This is a genomic window from Subtercola boreus, assembly GCF_006716115.1.
Taxonomy (GTDB): domain Bacteria; phylum Actinomycetota; class Actinomycetes; order Actinomycetales; family Microbacteriaceae; genus Subtercola; species Subtercola boreus.
This window is the reverse complement of sequence record NZ_VFOO01000001.1, coordinates 1,840,320-1,855,460: the sequence shown is the minus strand read 5'-3', so window position 1 is coordinate 1,855,460 and position 15,141 is coordinate 1,840,320. Positions and strand designations below refer to the sequence as shown.

At 68.5% G+C, this 15,141-nt stretch carries 15 protein-coding genes and 1 tRNA gene; 11 read left to right on the top strand and 5 right to left on the bottom strand.

Features of this window, described 5'->3' with window-relative positions; genetic code table 11:
• Positions 1 to 14 precede the first annotated feature (14 nt).
• A complete protein-coding gene (locus FB464_RS08685) occupies positions 15 to 3,035 on the top strand; it encodes an Rne/Rng family ribonuclease (RefSeq protein ID WP_425472406.1) in 3,021 nt (1,006 codons plus the stop codon).
• A 7-nt stretch (positions 3,036 to 3,042) separates the two neighbouring features.
• On the opposite strand, the gene FB464_RS08680 is transcribed toward FB464_RS08685, so the two are convergent.
• Complete coding sequence (locus tag FB464_RS08680) at positions 3,043 to 3,318, bottom strand: DUF4031 domain-containing protein (RefSeq protein WP_116414216.1); 276 nt, start codon at positions 3,316 to 3,318, stop codon at positions 3,043 to 3,045.
• Positions 3,319 to 3,535: 217 nt separating this feature from the next.
• On the opposite strand from FB464_RS08680, the gene rplU reads away from it, so the two are divergent.
• From rplU to FB464_RS08630, 10 genes are all read left to right on the top strand, one after another.
• Entirely contained in the window at positions 3,536 to 3,844 is a 309-nt protein-coding gene (gene rplU, locus FB464_RS08675) for a 50S ribosomal protein L21 (RefSeq protein ID WP_116414217.1), read from the top strand.
• A 16-nt stretch (positions 3,845 to 3,860) separates the two neighbouring features.
• Positions 3,861 to 4,145 (top strand): 50S ribosomal protein L27, encoded by a 285-nt coding sequence (gene rpmA, locus FB464_RS08670; RefSeq protein ID WP_116414218.1) that lies wholly within the window; start codon positions 3,861 to 3,863, stop codon positions 4,143 to 4,145.
• Between the two features lie 92 nt (positions 4,146 to 4,237).
• Positions 4,238 to 5,827: a GTPase ObgE gene (obgE, locus tag FB464_RS08665; RefSeq protein WP_116414219.1), complete on the top strand. Its 1,590-nt coding sequence runs from the start codon at positions 4,238 to 4,240 to the stop codon at positions 5,825 to 5,827.
• On the top strand, positions 5,824 to 6,618 hold the full coding sequence (gene proB / locus FB464_RS08660; RefSeq protein WP_116414220.1) for a glutamate 5-kinase: 795 nt from the start codon (positions 5,824 to 5,826) through the stop codon (positions 6,616 to 6,618). The genes obgE and proB overlap by 4 nt, the downstream gene beginning before the upstream one ends.
• A 63-nt stretch (positions 6,619 to 6,681) precedes the next feature.
• Entirely contained in the window at positions 6,682 to 7,956 is a 1,275-nt protein-coding gene (locus FB464_RS08655) for a glutamate-5-semialdehyde dehydrogenase (protein WP_116414221.1), read from the top strand.
• 58 nt (positions 7,957 to 8,014) lie between these two features.
• Positions 8,015 to 8,239 (top strand): hypothetical protein, encoded by a 225-nt coding sequence (locus FB464_RS08650; RefSeq protein WP_116414222.1) that lies wholly within the window; start codon positions 8,015 to 8,017, stop codon positions 8,237 to 8,239.
• Between the two features lie 84 nt (positions 8,240 to 8,323).
• Complete coding sequence (gene nadD, locus FB464_RS08645; RefSeq protein ID WP_116414223.1) at positions 8,324 to 8,944, top strand: nicotinate-nucleotide adenylyltransferase; 621 nt, start codon at positions 8,324 to 8,326, stop codon at positions 8,942 to 8,944.
• A complete protein-coding gene (locus FB464_RS08640; protein WP_142206653.1) occupies positions 8,941 to 10,128 on the top strand; it encodes a hypothetical protein in 1,188 nt (395 codons plus the stop codon). Before nadD ends, FB464_RS08640 begins: the two co-directional genes overlap by 4 nt.
• 21 nt (positions 10,129 to 10,149) lie before the next feature.
• Entirely contained in the window at positions 10,150 to 10,515 is a 366-nt protein-coding gene (gene rsfS / locus FB464_RS08635; RefSeq protein ID WP_116414225.1) for a ribosome silencing factor, read from the top strand.
• Between the two features lie 130 nt (positions 10,516 to 10,645).
• Positions 10,646 to 10,721 (top strand) — tRNA-Ala (locus tag FB464_RS08630).
• Positions 10,722 to 10,767: 46 nt separating this feature from the next.
• On the opposite strand, the gene FB464_RS08625 is transcribed toward FB464_RS08630, so the two are convergent.
• Genes FB464_RS08625 through FB464_RS08610 form a run of 4 tightly spaced genes read right to left on the bottom strand, consistent with a single transcriptional unit; the run spans position 10,768 to position 15,137 of the window.
• Complete coding sequence (locus FB464_RS08625; RefSeq protein WP_116414226.1) at positions 10,768 to 12,294, bottom strand: hypothetical protein; 1,527 nt, start codon at positions 12,292 to 12,294, stop codon at positions 10,768 to 10,770.
• 1 nt (position 12,295) lies between these two features.
• Complete coding sequence (locus FB464_RS08620) at positions 12,296 to 12,958, bottom strand: hypothetical protein (protein WP_116414227.1); 663 nt, start codon at positions 12,956 to 12,958, stop codon at positions 12,296 to 12,298.
• Positions 12,955 to 13,338 (bottom strand): hypothetical protein, encoded by a 384-nt coding sequence (locus FB464_RS08615; protein WP_116414228.1) that lies wholly within the window; start codon positions 13,336 to 13,338, stop codon positions 12,955 to 12,957. The genes FB464_RS08620 and FB464_RS08615 overlap by 4 nt, the downstream gene beginning before the upstream one ends.
• On the bottom strand, positions 13,335 to 15,137 hold the full coding sequence (locus tag FB464_RS08610; RefSeq protein WP_116414229.1) for a TIGR03767 family metallophosphoesterase: 1,803 nt from the start codon (positions 15,135 to 15,137) through the stop codon (positions 13,335 to 13,337). Before FB464_RS08610 ends, FB464_RS08615 begins: the two co-directional genes overlap by 4 nt.
• Between the last annotated feature and the right edge of the window lie 4 nt (positions 15,138 to 15,141).

Genomic DNA, 15,141 nt, shown 5'->3' with positions numbered 1-15,141 from the left:
GGAGTGCACCAGCAATGGTGGAAGACAATCAACCGGTCAAACGACGGTCACGCCTGTTCGGCGGGCGCAAGGCGGCCAAGAAGGCGACGGAGCTGACCACGCCCGACGCTGTGGCTGCCGAAACGGCGCATGATCGCGCCGCAGAGCCCCACCCTGCCGACGTCCAATCCGCCGCGCCCGTAATCGCGCAGAGCCAGGCCGCACCGGCCCAATCAGTACCGGTCCAGACGCTGTCCGCATGGCAGGCACCGTCGACCGCAACAGATGTGAAGGTCCCCATGACAGATCCGAACGAAACCAACGAGCCCTGGCTCGAACCCGAACTCGGCCAGGCTCCCGCCGCACCGACCGAACCGGCACCCCGCACCACGACGTCGCTCCTCTTCCAGGCCCCCGACATCCCCGTGCTCCCGCCCCGTCCCGGGCGCGACCGCGACGACGACTACGACCGTGACCGTGACGACCGCGACCGTGACCGTGACGACCGCGACCGTAACCGTGACGACCGCGACCGTAACCGCGACGACCGCGACCGCGACTTCGGCGATCGGGGAGACCTCGGCGGTGACCGCGGCGACACCACCGTCCGCCGCCGCACCCGCCGCCGGAGCGGCGACGAGAGCCGCCTGCCCGACGACCTGCCGCCGAACACCGTGGTCAAAGTCCGTCCGCCACGCCAGCAGGCACCGGCCGCCGAACTGATCACCGAGCCCCAGCGCATCAAGGGTTCGACCCGACTCGAGGCGAAGAAGCAGCGCCGACGCGACGGCCGTGACGCGGGCCGCCGCCGTCCGGTCATCACCGAGGCCGAGTTCCTCGCCCGCCGCGAGTCGGTCGACCGCTCGATGGTCGTGCGCTCGGCGCACGACCGCATCCAGATCGGCGTTCTCGAAGACGGCGTGCTGGTCGAGCACTATGTGGCGAAGGCACAGGATGCCTCGCTCATCGGCAACGTCTACCTCGGCCGCGTGCAGAACGTGCTGCCGAGCATGGAGGCAGCCTTCGTCGACATCGGGCGCGGCCGGAATGCCGTGCTCTACTCGGGCGAGGTCGACTGGGAGGCCGCGGACACCGGCAACCAGCCCCGCCGCATCGAGCTTGCTCTGAAGCCGGGCGACACCGTTCTGGTGCAGGTCACGAAGGATCCGGTGGGCCACAAGGGTGCCCGCTTGACCAGCCAGCTCTCGCTGCCCGGCCGCTACCTCGTGTATGTGCCGAACGGCAACATGAACGGCATCTCGCGGAAGCTCCCCGACACCGAACGTGCACGCCTGAAGAAGATCCTCAAGGAGGTGCTGCCCGACAACGTCGGCGTGATCGTGCGCACCGCGGCCGAGGGCGCCACCGAGGAGCAGCTCACGCTCGACGTGCAGCGCCTGATCGAGCAGTGGTCCTCCATCAGCGAGAAGGTGAAATCCCTGCAGTCGCCCGCCCTGCTGCACGGCGAGCCCGACCTGCTGGTCAAGATCATCCGCGACGTCTTCAACGAGGACTTCGGGAAGCTCGTCATCAGCGGCTCCGACGCGCAGGCGACGATCGAGACGTACCTCGCCCAGGTGGCACCGGATCTGGTCGACCGCATCGAGATCTTCGACGGTGAGGGCGACCCCTTCGACCGTTTCCGCATCAACGAGCAGATCGAGAAGGCGCTCGACCGCAAGGTCTGGCTGCCCTCGGGCGGCTCGCTCGTGATCGACCGCACCGAGGCCATGACGGTGGTCGATGTCAACACCGGCAAGTTCGTCGGTTCGGGCGGCAACCTCGAGGAGACCGTCACGAAGAACAACCTCGAAGCGGCCGAAGAGGTCGTTCGCCAGATGCGCCTCCGCGACATCGGCGGCATCATCGTCGTCGACTTCATCGACATGGTGCTCGAGTCGAACCGCGACCTCGTGCTCCGGCGCCTCGTCGAGTGCCTCAGCCGCGACCGCACCAAGCACCAGGTGGCCGAGGTCACCTCGCTCGGTCTGGTGCAGATGACCCGCAAGAAGCTGGGTCTCGGCCTGCTCGAGTCGTTCAGCGAGCCCTGCGAGGTGTGCGCGGGACGCGGCGTGATCGTGCACCACGACCCGTCGTCGAAGCACCGCCAGACCCAGACCCCGCAGCCGGAGCAGCGTCGCGGCCGGAAGGGCGGCCAGGGGTCCAACGGCAACGGTTCGGGCAACAACGGCAACGGCGGCGGCAGTAACGGAAACGGTGGTGGTGGTTCGGGCAACGGTTCGAACGGCGGCAACGGATCGGCCTTCGGCGGCGGTTCCTCCACCGGATCCCACACCGCTGGCGTGACCCACAGCATCACCCCGGCCGCCCAGACCGCGCTCGCCAAGATCGCGGCGAGCACCATCGCCTCGGCGAACGGCACGAAACCGGCGCTCGAAGTGACGCTGGCCGAGTCGGCCGCCGTCGCGGAGGCTGCCCTCCAGGGCACGCTGCCGACCACCGGTGCCGCCGGTGAGGGTGCCGGCGAGGTCGTCTCGGGCATGGCGGTCACCGGTGCGGATGTCGCGGGTGCAGCCAGCCCCGACGAGACCGCCGGTGCCACCGAGGAGAGTTCGCCGGAGTCCGGTGGCTCGCAGCGCTCCCGCCGGAGTTCCCGGCGTTCGCGCAGCCAGCGGGCGGCCGCCAGTGCAGAGGCGGCCGACGAGGATCGCGCGACCGTCGAGGGCACGGCCACGGAGGCCGCCACCGAGGCCGCCGCTGAGGCAGCGCCTGCCGCTGCGGTCGAATCACCCGTGACGGAGCCCGCCGTGGCTCCCGAGCCCGAGGAGACCATCGCCCGGACCGACGTGCCCCCGACCGGTGTGGCTGCGTCAGTGGAGACACCGGAGGCCGCGCACGACCTGCCGATCTTCGACCTCCCGCTGCAGCCGCAGGGCCAGGCCTCCCAGCGCGCCAAGCGTGAGGATGCCGCACGACTGCTCGACTCGGTGCTCGAGGCTCTTCCCGAACCGAAGCAGCCCGGCCAGGGCCGCTCGCGGAGCCGGCGCGTCTCGACGGCCGCGCTCAGCGCCCCCGTCGCGCCCTCGGCCGACTAGCACCCCCTCAGCGGTGCTGCGGGCGATCCTTCGCGATCACCCGCAGCCCGCTGGAGCGGAGCGCCACCACGATCTCCCGCATGGTGGCCGGCTTCGCACCGGCCGCCACGAGCTCGTCGTAGCGCGAAGCGGGCACGTCGTAGTGGTCGAGATCGAAGCCCCGGCGTGGGATCCCCAGGGCGGCCGCAAAGGCGTGCAGCTCGGCGAGCGACGAATCGCTCACCAGATGCGACCAGAGCGTGTCGTGCGCCGGCCAGCGCGGGAGATCGATGAGCACGGTCATCCGACCAGCCTACAAACTCCCGCGGTGTAAGCTGACGGAGCGGACACACCGGCTGCGTTTGACCCGGCACGCGCTTCGAAGTAAAGTAGACCGTTGGTGCGTGCTGGCTCTGCCCGCGCACAGTCACTGGGACTTTCCAGAAGCTTTCAATGTATATCAAGGGTGCAGGCCAACCACTGGTTGGGCGGCGTCGCCGAGTAGAGAATAGGTATGTGAAGTGGTTTACGCAGTTGTGCGCGCCGGTGGCCGCCAGGAAAAGGTAGAGGTCGGCACCATCGTCACCCTCGACCGCATCAAGGGCGACAAAGACGGCAACATCCAGCTGGCAGCGGTGTTGCTGGTCGACGGTTCGACGATCACGTCCGACTCGGCCAAGCTCGCCAAGGTCAAGGTCACCGCTGAGGTCCTCGAAGACCTCCGCGGCCCGAAGATCGTCATCCAGAAGTTCAAGAACAAGACCGGATACAAGAAGCGCCAGGGCCACCGCCAGGAGCTCACTCGTGTCAAGGTCACCACGATCAAGTAAGGGCAGGTAGACACTCATGGCACACAAAAAAGGCGCGAGTTCCACTCGCAACGGTCGTGACTCCAACGCGCAGCGCCTCGGCGTCAAGCGCTTCGGCGGCCAGGTCGTCTCGGCGGGCGAGATCATCGTCCGCCAGCGCGGCACCCACTTCCACCCCGGCGTGAACGTCGGCCGTGGCGGCGACGACACCCTGTTCGCCCTCGCCGCCGGTTCGGTCGAGTTCGGCAACAAGGGTGGCCGAAAAGTCATCAACATCGTCGTGCCGGTTGTTGCAGCCGAGCCCGTTGCGGTGCCTGCCTAGTCAGGTACCTCATGTTTCGGCAGGGGCGGGCTTCGGCCCGCCCCTGTTTTTCGTTAGACGCGGCACCCGTCGCACCATCGTAAGGAGTGCAAATGGCAACGTTTGTTGACCAGGTAACCCTCCATCTGCGTGCCGGCAACGGCGGCAACGGCTGTGTGTCGATCAAGCGCGAGAAGTTCAAGCCGCTGGCGGGCCCTGACGGCGGCAACGGCGGCAATGGTGGCGACATCGTGCTCGTCAGCGACCCGCAGACCACGACCATCCTCGACTTCCACCGTCGCCCGCACCGCAGCTCCGAGAACGGCGGCCCCGGTGCGGGAGATCACAAGAGTGGTTTCACGAGCGAGGAGATGGTGCTGAACGTGCCCGTCGGCACGGTCGTCAAGAACGCCGAGGGGGAGACCCTCGTCGACATGGACGAGCCGGGCATCCGCATCGTCGTCGCACCCGGCGGCCAGGGCGGGCTCGGCAATGCCGCCCTCGCGTCGAGCAAGCGCAAGGCCCCCGGTTTCGCCCTGCTGGGCACGCCCGGCTGGGAGGGCGACGTCTACCTCGAGCTGAAGACGGTCGCCGACGTGGCGCTGGTCGGCTACCCCTCTGCCGGAAAGTCGAGCCTGGTCGCGGCGATGTCGGCAGCGAAACCGAAGATCGCCGACTACCCGTTCACGACGCTCCACCCGAACCTCGGCGTGGTGCAGGCCGGCGAGACCCGCTACACGATCGCCGACGTTCCCGGCCTCATCGAGGGCGCGAGCGAGGGCAAGGGCCTGGGCCTGGAGTTCCTCCGGCACGTCGAACGGTGCAGCGCGCTGCTGCACGTGCTCGACTGCGCGACGCTCGAGCCGGGGCGCGACCCCCTGAGCGACCTCGACATCATCCTCGCGGAGCTTGCCGCGTACCCGGTTCCGGATGGCCAGCTGCCGCTGCTCGAACGGCCCCAGCTGATCGCGCTGAATAAGATCGACGTTCCCGAGGGCCGCGAACTCGCAGACTTCGTGCGCCCCGACCTCGAGGCTCGCGGATATCGCGTGTTCGAGATCTCGACGGTGAGCCATGAGGGCCTGCAGCCGCTGTCGTTCGCGCTGGCCGGCGTTGTCGAGACCAGCCGTGCCGAGGCAGCCTCGGAGGCGGCCAAGCCGCGCATCGTCATCCGTCCGAAGGCCGTCGACGACGCCGACTTCCGGGTTGTCGTCGAGGGTGGTTCGTTCGGAAACGTCTACCGCGTTCTCGGCGCGAAACCCGAGCGCTGGGTCGCACAGACCGACTTCACGAACGAGGAGGCCATCGGGTTCCTCGCCGACCGGCTCGCGAAGCTCGGGGTCGAGGACGAACTGTTCCGTGCGGGTGCCGTCGGCGGATCCACCGTCGTCATCGGCCCGGGCAACGGCATCATCTTCGACTGGGAGCCGACCCTCACATCGACCGCCGAGCTCGTGACCGCCCCGCGCGGCACCGATCCGCGACTCGACCCGAACAGCCGCCGCACCAACCAGACCCGCCGCCAGCGCTACGTGGAACTGATGGATGCGAAGGCGGCCGCCCGGGCGGAGCTGGTGCGTGAGAAGGAGGCCGGCCTCTGGGGCGACGAGGAGGCGGACGGTCTGACCGAGCCCGACTTCGACTCCGCCCTCGACGGATCGGGTACGCCCGCGCCCTCGGGCTCGTCCGGGGAGCGCGAGTGAGCCGAGGCTCCATCCTCACCCGCGAGGGTATCCGCGATGCGGCGCGCGTCGTGGTGAAGGTCGGCTCGTCGTCGATCAGCGGGGCCAATGCCGGGCACATCGCCGTGCTGGTCGCCGCCCTCGCTGAGTTGCACGGGCGGGGCACCGAGGTCATCCTGGTGTCGTCCGGCGCGATTGCGACCGGGATGCCCTACCTCCGGCTCGACGAACGCCCGACCGACCTCGCGACGCAGCAGGCGGCGGCGGCCGTGGGCCAGAACGTGCTCATCTATCGCTACCAGAACGCGCTCACGCCGTTCAGCATCGTGGCGGGACAGGTGCTCCTGACAGCGGGCGACCTCGAGAACCCGAGCCACCGCAGCAATGCCCAGCGGGCGATGGAACGGCTGCTGAAGCTCCGGATCCTGCCGATCGTCAACGAGAACGACACCGTCGCCACTCACGAGATCCGGTTCGGCGACAACGACCGGCTCGCCGCCCTCGTCTCGGTTCTGGTGAAAGCCGACGTGCTGGTGCTGCTCTCGGATGTCGATGCGCTCTACACCCGGCCGCCGTCCGAGCCGGGCGCGGTCAAGATCGTCGACGTTCCGGTCGGCGACCTGCTCGCCGACGTGACCTTCGGGGACATCGGCGCCGCGGGCGTCGGCACCGGTGGAGCGGCCACGAAGGTCTCTGCTGCACGCCTGGCAGCGGATGCCGGCACCGCTGTGCTGGTGACGTCGGCCACTCTCGTGACCGAGGCCCTGGCCGGGCATCCGATCGGCACGTTCTTCACACCCGCCTCCGTTTAGGAGTTCTCCACAGATTCCGTCACCGCCGGCGGGCTGGCCTGCATCGGGTTCTAGACTCTGAGCATGGCCAACACCACTCTCGACGCATCCCCTCACACGTCGCTCACCGACCGTCTCGTCGCAGCCCGCGCAGCGTCGATCGTGCTCGCGACGGCGAACGCCGAGCTGAAGAACCGGGCGCTCGAGGCAATCTCCCGGGCTGTCGCCACCGGTGCGGCCGAGATCGTGCCGGCCAACGGGCTCGACCTCGCGAACGGCAGGGAGAACGGCCTCTCCACAGCACTCCAGGATCGTCTCACGCTCAGCGAACCGCGACTCGTCGCCCTGGCAGATGCCGTACTCGACATCGTCGGGCTGGTCGACCCGGTCGGTGAGACGGTCCGCGGTCGCATCCTGCCGAACGGCATCCGCATCGACCAGGTGCGCGTTCCGTTCGGGGTCGTCGGTGTCATCTACGAGGCCCGGCCCAACGTCACGGTCGACATCGCCGCGCTCGCCCTGAAGAGTGGCAACGCCGTGGTGCTCCGCGGGGGGTCGGCGGCCGAGAACACCAACCGCGTGCTCGTCGGGCTGATCCAGGATGCCCTGGCCTCCGTCGGGCTTCCCCGGGAGTGCGTGCAGACCATCGACGAGTTCGGGCGTGCCGGTGCGCACGAGCTGATGCAGGCGAGGGGTCTCGTCGACGTGCTCATACCCCGGGGCAGCGCCTCGCTCATCAACACCGTGGTCGCCGAGTCGAAGGTGCCGGTCATCGAGACGGGCGCCGGCGTGGTGCACGTCTTCCTCGACGAGAGCGCCGACGAAGCGTGGTCGGTCGACATCGTGCAGAACGCGAAGGTGCAGCGGCCGAGTGTGTGCAACGCGCTCGAGACACTCCTGGTGCACCGCGGGGCTGCGGCCCGGCTGCTGCCGCCCGTGCTCGCGCGCCTCCGGGCCGACGGAGTGGTCATCCACGGCGACGACGAAACAAGGGCCTTCTTCCCCGACGCCGTCGCGGCCACCGAGGAGGACTGGCAGACCGAGTACATGAGCCTCGACCTCGCTGTGAAGGTCGTCGCCGACATCGATGAGGCGATGGAGCACATCCGGCGATACTCCACGCACCACACCGAGTCGATCATCACGAACAACCTCGGCAACGCGGAGCGGTTCCTGAACGAGGTCGACTCCGCTGCGGTGATGGTGAACGCGTCCACGCGGTTCACCGACGGCGGGGAGTTCGGCTTCGGCGCGGAGGTCGGCATCTCCACCCAGAAACTCCACGCCCGCGGCCCGATGGGCCTGCCCGAACTCACGAGCACGAAGTGGCTCGTGCGCGGTTCCGGCCAGATCCGCTGAGACCGGTAGTCTTGAGTCGTGGCCTCACCGGCCGCGCGTGATGTGATCAGGAGAATCAATGTCAGTCGTAACGAGCGCACTCGTGCTGTCCGAAGAGGCCGTCAACAACCTGCCGTTCCCCGGTGTCTTCTTCGGGCTCATCGCCTTCGCGATCTTCCTCGTCGCCGGTTTCGTGATGTGGAGCTACCGCGACGTGGCCAACCGCCACCCCCAGAAGTCGGCCGCCTTCGCCCAGTCGCACGACCTGCACGGTCACGGCGACCGCACCGGCGCCGACCACTGACGCCGGCTCGCACCTCCTGCCTGCTGACACGTTGACACCGCACCCCGGTACACCGGCTTCCTGACGAAACGCGCCGCAACCCCCATGACCGCTGCTCCTGAGGCGATTCCCGGCCAGCCCCGGCGGCCCCGCATCGGCATCATGGGTGGTACGTTCGACCCGATCCACCACGGCCACCTCGTCGCCGCGAGCGAGGTCGCCCAGTTCTTCGACCTCGATACGGTGCTGTTCGTTCCCACCGGGTCGCCGTGGCAGAAGACGGATGTGACGGAGGCCGAGCACCGTTACCTGATGACGGTGATCGCCACGGCATCCAATCCCCGCTTCACCGTGAGCCGGGTGGACATCGACCGGGGTGGCCCGACCTACACGATCGACACACTCCGGGACCTGGCTGCGGCAAACCCGGATGCCGACCTGTTCTTCATCTCCGGCGCCGATGCCATCGCCCAGATCCTCGGCTGGAAAGACAGCGAGGAGCTGTGGTCGCTCGCGCACTTCGTGGCCGTGTCCCGGCCGGGTCACACCCTTGCCATTTCCGCTTTGCCGCGTCAGGACGTAAGCTATTTGGAAGTTCCGGCGCTCGCCATATCGTCCACCGACTGTCGTGGGCGGGTAGGCCGGGGATTCCCAGTGTGGTACTTGGTACCCGACGGTGTAGTTCAGTACATCACCAAGCATCACCTATATCGGAGTGTTGAATGACTGTGCCTCACGACGAGCAGCCGCTGACACGGCGCGCGCTCCGTGAACTCGAGCGCCAAAAACCGCGCAAACAGCAGAAGGAAGACGCCAAGGCGGCCGAAGAGGCCGACGCCGAACGTCGTGCCGCGGCGGTTGTTCCGCCTGCCGAGGTTCCCGATGCCACCACAGGTGCTCCTGAAGCAACTGCGCCCCCGACCGAGGCGGTCGACGTCGTGCCCTTCGCTCCGGCATCCACAGGGGCGACTCCGTCCCTGAGCCGCCGTGCGCGTCGCGCGGTCTCCGTCGACCATCCGTTCGCCGAGCAGCACGCGGTGGAAGCGCCCGAGCCCGTTGCGACAGGTGGGGAGGCGGCTCCGGCCACCGGCCCGATCATCGCAGAGATCATCCCCGAGACGCCCGACACGAACAGCATCGTGGTCGTCGAGACCGGGGCTGTCGAGGTCGTCGACGAAGACGCTCGCGCAGCCGGCACCGGAAGCGACGACACCAGCGAGGTCGTCGTCCCCGTCGAAGAGACCATCGCTGTCGAAGAACTCATCGCTGTCGAAGAACTCATCGTTGTCGACCAGTCGGTCGACGCCGAAGTCGCCACCCAGGAAGACGAAGAATTCGCCGAGATCGACGACACGGTCGCCCCCGAGGCGGTCCACGTGATCACGATCGACGAGAACCCGTCGGGTCCGATCCTCTCGCCCCTCTTCCCGAAGGTCGACGACCGGAGCCGCGAAGTCGACAGCGCCCCCTCCCCGTCGCCGTTCGATGCGTTGATCGCGACCCGTGGTGTCGGCTCGTCGAACAGCGTCTCGACCACGAGCGCCCTGGTGCTCCCGTCTGTGCCGAATCACGGTGACGTCGGCACAGCGCTCGACGAGACCGGCGAGGTCATCATCACCGGGTCGATCGACCTGCCCATGAGTCTCGGTTCGATGGGTGCGGCCCCGGCCGACGGCCTCGAATCCTCCGAGCTCGACGCCTACCTCGATCCCGACGGCGACGTCGGGTCGGATGTCGCACCCGTCAGCGCAACCCGCGCCGTCAGCACCCACGGCTCGAATTCCGGGCTGGTCGCACCCCCCAAGCGTGGTCGGGCGAACGCCCCGGTCATCCTTGCCGTGACGGCCGGTGTGCTCGCCATCGGAGTCATCGGACTCCTGCTGGCCGCCTTCGTCTTCAAGATCTTCTAACCGTCTGGTAACCCCCACTTCGTGACTGCAACTGACCGCTCCATCCACCTCACCCAGATCGCCGCTCGCGCTGCCGACTCGAAGCAGGCCGAGAATCTCGTCGCCCTCGACGTCACCGGCCCGCTGCCCCTGACCGACGTCTTCCTGATCGCCTCCGGCCGCAACGAACCCAACGTGCGCGCCATCGCCGAAGAGGTCATCGAGAAGGTCGAGGAGTCCGGCGCCAAGCTCCTCCGCCGCGAAGGCCTCGCCGAGGGCCGCTGGGTGCTGCTCGACTTCGGCGACCTCGTGGTCCACGTCTTCCACGACGAAGACCGGCTCTACTATTCGCTCGAGCGCCTCTGGAAGGACTGCCCCGTCGTTCCGCTGACCGTCTCGGTGCCGTAGGGCCGATGCCCATCGGCGGATGCCCGTCGGCACCGACTCGAAACCTTCTCGGTTTCGCGACTGGGCCCGGCGTGTAGTAGTCTGGGCAAGTTGTTTGGAGCGGAACCCCCGGGTTCTGGGCCGAACATGAGGGGCTGTGGCGCAGTTGGTAGCGCACCTGCATGGCATGCAGGGGGTCAGGGGTTCGAATCCCCTCAGCTCCACCAGAACACAAAAGGCCCACCGGAAACGGTGGGCTTTTTCTGTTGGTCCTCAGTTCGCGGCGGGCGACAGGAGCTTCGCAGCAGCGGCGGGTGGCCCTGTCAAGGTCACGGCGGAGGGAGCGGGTGGGGCTGTCTGCGCGGCTTTCGCCCCGCTGCCCTTCGGAACGAACAGTCGAGTGCCGGCGTCATCCTTCGACTTCGGCGTCTCGACGACGATCGGATGCTCGGCGGCGTAGGCGTCCTGGCGGATGCCGGTCACCTGCCAGGAGACCTTCACCTTCGGCTTGTCGGTTCTGATCGCGAAACTGTTGTTCTCGACTTCTTTCGACACCACGGCCTGAGCGAAGTCGCCGATGACCGTGAGCTGGTAGCGGAAATCGCGGTTGAGTGCGCCGAAGTAGGAAGGCAGGTCGACCGTGGCGGTACCACCAGCATCGGTGGTGACATTGCCGTTGTAGACGTTCATCATGTCCGGAGACTCGACGAAGGAGTGGGAGAGCCATTTGTTGTCGGGGTCGAGGGGATGGTCGATCTTGAAGGAACCGGCCGACTTAGACAAGGTTCCTGTCACGATGGCGTCGCCGGCGGCGTAGACGGCATAGCCGTTCGGTGAGTGCCCATAGACCCCGAAGCTCGTGCCCGCCGTAGCGGTGGCTACACCGTAGACACCGTAGTTGTAGCCCTGGCCCCAGACGCCGACGTAGTTCGAGTCGCCGCGCACGCCGGCAGTCGAGGCGTTCGCGCCGTAGACCCCGTACACGCCGCCGCTGCCGGATATCGCGTTGCCGGAGGTGTTCGAGCAGTATCCGCTGACGCCCGTGGTGCCCTGGCCGTAGACACCGACGCCGGTCGTTCCGCCCGTTCCGTAGACGCCGTAGCCCTCGCCTTCGTTGTACGAGCCGATCGATCCTCCGGAGAACCGTCCGCCGTAGGTATTGGCCTGGCCGACGACCCCGTAGAGTCCGCTGTCGCCCCAGACACCGGCGGAGGGCCCTTGGCCGAAGACCCCGATGTATTTGTTCGAGAGGCCCTCGACCCCGTAGCCGTTGACGGATGATCCGGAGACCCCCCGACCACTGCTGTTCGAACTGGTGCTCTTGCCCTGGATCGCGGTGCCGCTGCTGGTCGTGTCAAAACGTGCGGTCGGGTTGGTGACACCGAGCCCCAGGCGCCCGACAGGGGTGAGCCTCATCTTCTCGGAGAGAGAGGATGCCGCGTCGGCCTTGGTCTTGAAGATGAGAGGTGCGCCGGCATTGGTTGGCCCGAGGAAGTTCGTTCCGGTCGTGGTGACGCCCGTGTTACCGCCGAGCAGCCACGCGGTCGTGGTCGGTGCGGCTTCGGCGGGCGATGCGCTCGCGACGACGGCGGTGCCTGCCAGCCCGGCGGCGGCTCCGGCGAACAGGAGGCGGCGGGGAAAACGGGATTCGAATTCGGGCGTCGAAGAAGACGGGCGTTCGGGGATGGTGGAACGATCGGGCATGACGGCCTCCGAGAGCTGGATGGTCAGGGCTGGTGCGAGGGCTGGAGCGATAGTGGTCCGGGCCGTACGGTTGCCGAGAGCCTCGGATGCGCTCATGCTACTGCTCTTGCGGATTCCTGAGGAAGAGTTTTCTCTCGACAGTCGCAGCGTGGGCCAGCGCGGCCGTCCACCAGCAGACGAGCAGCACGGCGGCGACGCCGAAGACGAGCCAGGTGAGGGCCGCGCCGGCGACGCCTGTGATGAGGAAGCCGAGCGCCAGGGCGATGAGCCAGAGCAGCCCGAGCAGGGCGACGGTCAGCAGGCACCGGATGATCGTGCGGAACGGCCTCGCCCCGAACATCCGGAAGCCGGCGGACCACCCGGCGCCGTATGCGACGGAGGGGAGGGTGAGGAGCACGGCGGTGGCGGCGATGACGACCAGCGGAGCGAAGACGATGGCGGAGGCACCGAGCACGGCGAGCGTGACGAGGCCGGCGATCCAGAGGCGGAGCGGCGGCACCCGGTAGGGAGGGCGGGGAACGCGGGCGCCCGGAGTGGCGACGGCACCGCCCGGGCTCGCCGCCAGCGCCACGGCCCGCCCCACGACGAGCACCAGCGCGACCACGAGTGCCGCACCCGACAGGGCGGCCAGGGCGATGAACCCGGCAGAGGTTCCGGGCGTGAGGAACGGGGCTACGAGGGCCGCCTGCGCCGTGGCGTTCAGCACGACGACGGGAACGAACACCGGCCAGCCGCGGGCGAGGAGCCGTCGGCCGGTCATGAGGTGGCCCGGGCGGCGGCGTCGAGCACGTCGGTGATCGAGCCCGCGTAGAGCACGCTCGTGCCGACGGTGACGGTGACGGTCGCCGGGTCGGCAGCGGTGGAGAGCACCGTGATCGGGTCGCCCGTGGTGGTGGTGCCCGCGCAGGTCACCGTGCCGTCGGAGGTCGAGTCACAGACGGGCGCGGTCAGGAGGGGGGTGCCTGCGGTGGTGAGCACGTCGATCGCGGCGTAGCGCACTTCGGAGAGGTGGTTGCCGCCGACGGGCGCGATCGCGGCCACCTGCGAGCATCCGGCCAGCAGGGCGACGGCCGAGAGGACGCCCGCTATGGCGAGGAACCCCGCACCGGACGAACGCCCGAGCCTCTGCCCGGCGCTCACAGGCCCCTCGCCTGTTCGTAAGCCGCCAGGCGGGCCTGCTCTGTCATGTGCTGGGCTTCGAGTGCAGCATCCGTGATGGCCGACAGGTCGAAGGGGGCCGCGACCAGCAGTTCGGTGTTGCGGTCGAGTGGCGATCCGCGGCGCATCAGGGGTGTCTCCGCCCAGTCGTTCGCGGCGAATTCGCGGCTGCGGGCGGCGAGGTCGGTGGATGTCCCGCCGCTGCCCGGCACGGCGGGGGAGCTGTGATCGAGCACCGTCGTGAAGAGCGAGAGTGTGCCGTCGCGGTTGTCGACGATCTCGACGACCTGCTGCTGCTGCGGGAAGTCGATGCACGAGGCGGTCGTGATCTCCCAGAACCCGCCGGTGGGGGAGGTGTGGGCGAGGATCTGGTTGAGGTGGGTGTGCCCGTTCAGCCAGCCGACGACCACGGGGTACTGCAGCAGCAGGGCCACGAACTCGTCCGCCCCGTGCAGCACCTCCGTGTCGCCCGGGCGCGCTGCCCGGTTCTCGAGCGTGAGGCTGTTGTGGTGGCTGAAGACGAGCACGAGCTTCTTCTCGGCCTGCGCCTGTCGGAGCCCGGCTTCCAGCCAGCGGAACTGGGTGTCGGGTACCGCCCCGTCGGGCCCGGCGACGGCGTTGCAGGTGTCGAGTCCGAAGGCGCGGATGCTCGGGCTGAGGTCGGCCGTCCACCAGGTCTCGCCGGAGTCGAGGTTGTGCTGCGTGAAGCCGTGACCGACGGGTCCGGGCGTTTTCTGGGTGCTGAAGTGTTCGGCCATGAAGTCGCGCTGCTCGAACAGCAGCCGCGCGGGGTTCGGGTTCACCTGCTTGAAGCCCGGCCGGCCGAAGGCGATCCCCAGGGCATCCATCGCCTGCTGGAAGACGCTGCCGGTGGAGGCGTAGCCGTTCAGGATGCTGCCCGCCGTGCCGTCGAGGGTGAAGGACTTCTGCCCGCCGACCGCCAGAGCGTGCAGCTGCGGGCTGAGGTCGAAGGTGCCGAGCAGCAGTGTGTCGTGGTTGCCGTAGACGGCGTACCAGGGGGCGGGGAGGCCCGGGGTCTCGACGGGCGTGGCGATCGACTGCGCGAGGAGGTCGGGCAGTCGGGGGAAGCCGTAGTCGCCGAACGATCCGCCGCTCGGGTCGCCGGGGCGGTAGGCCCACGTCGCTTCGGACCACGCCTGCACGCCCTGGAAGACCTTCCCGGCGCTCGCGGGATCGACGGCGACTCCGTCCATCAGGTCGATGTACCAGCGGAGTTCGAGGCTCGAGTGCATGTCGGCGCTGTCGCCGGTGACGATGGCGGCGCCCATCGGCGCCCCGGTGAGCGGGCTGTAGCGGGCATCCGAGAACGACCTCACCATGGCGGCCGTCGCGTGCACGCTCAGCGGATCGTGCGGGTGGAAGGCCGATCCCCACGCCGAATGGTCGGAGACGATCATCGGTTCGATGCGGGCCGGCGACTGCGCATCGATGACGTGCAGGTCGGAGAGGTGACCGAGGTAGAGGAGGGAGCGGCGCGACGCGAGGCGCGAGGCCGAGGCCGCCCGGCCCAGCACGTCGAGCCGGGGCACGTACGGCTCGCCGGGCCCGGTGGTCAACCCTCGGTAGCTGCCCTGCAGTACGCCGGCCTGGCGGATGGTCTGCAGCAGGGTGGTCGGGATGTCGCCCTGCGCGAGCGCCCGGCCGGCTGGGGGTGTGGCGGCGCTCGCCAACTGCGGGGCGAGGATGTCCAGACCGAGGCCGGTCGCCGCAGCGAGGGCAGCGCTGTGGGCCAGGAACTGCCTTCGGGAGAGCCCGGTCATCCGC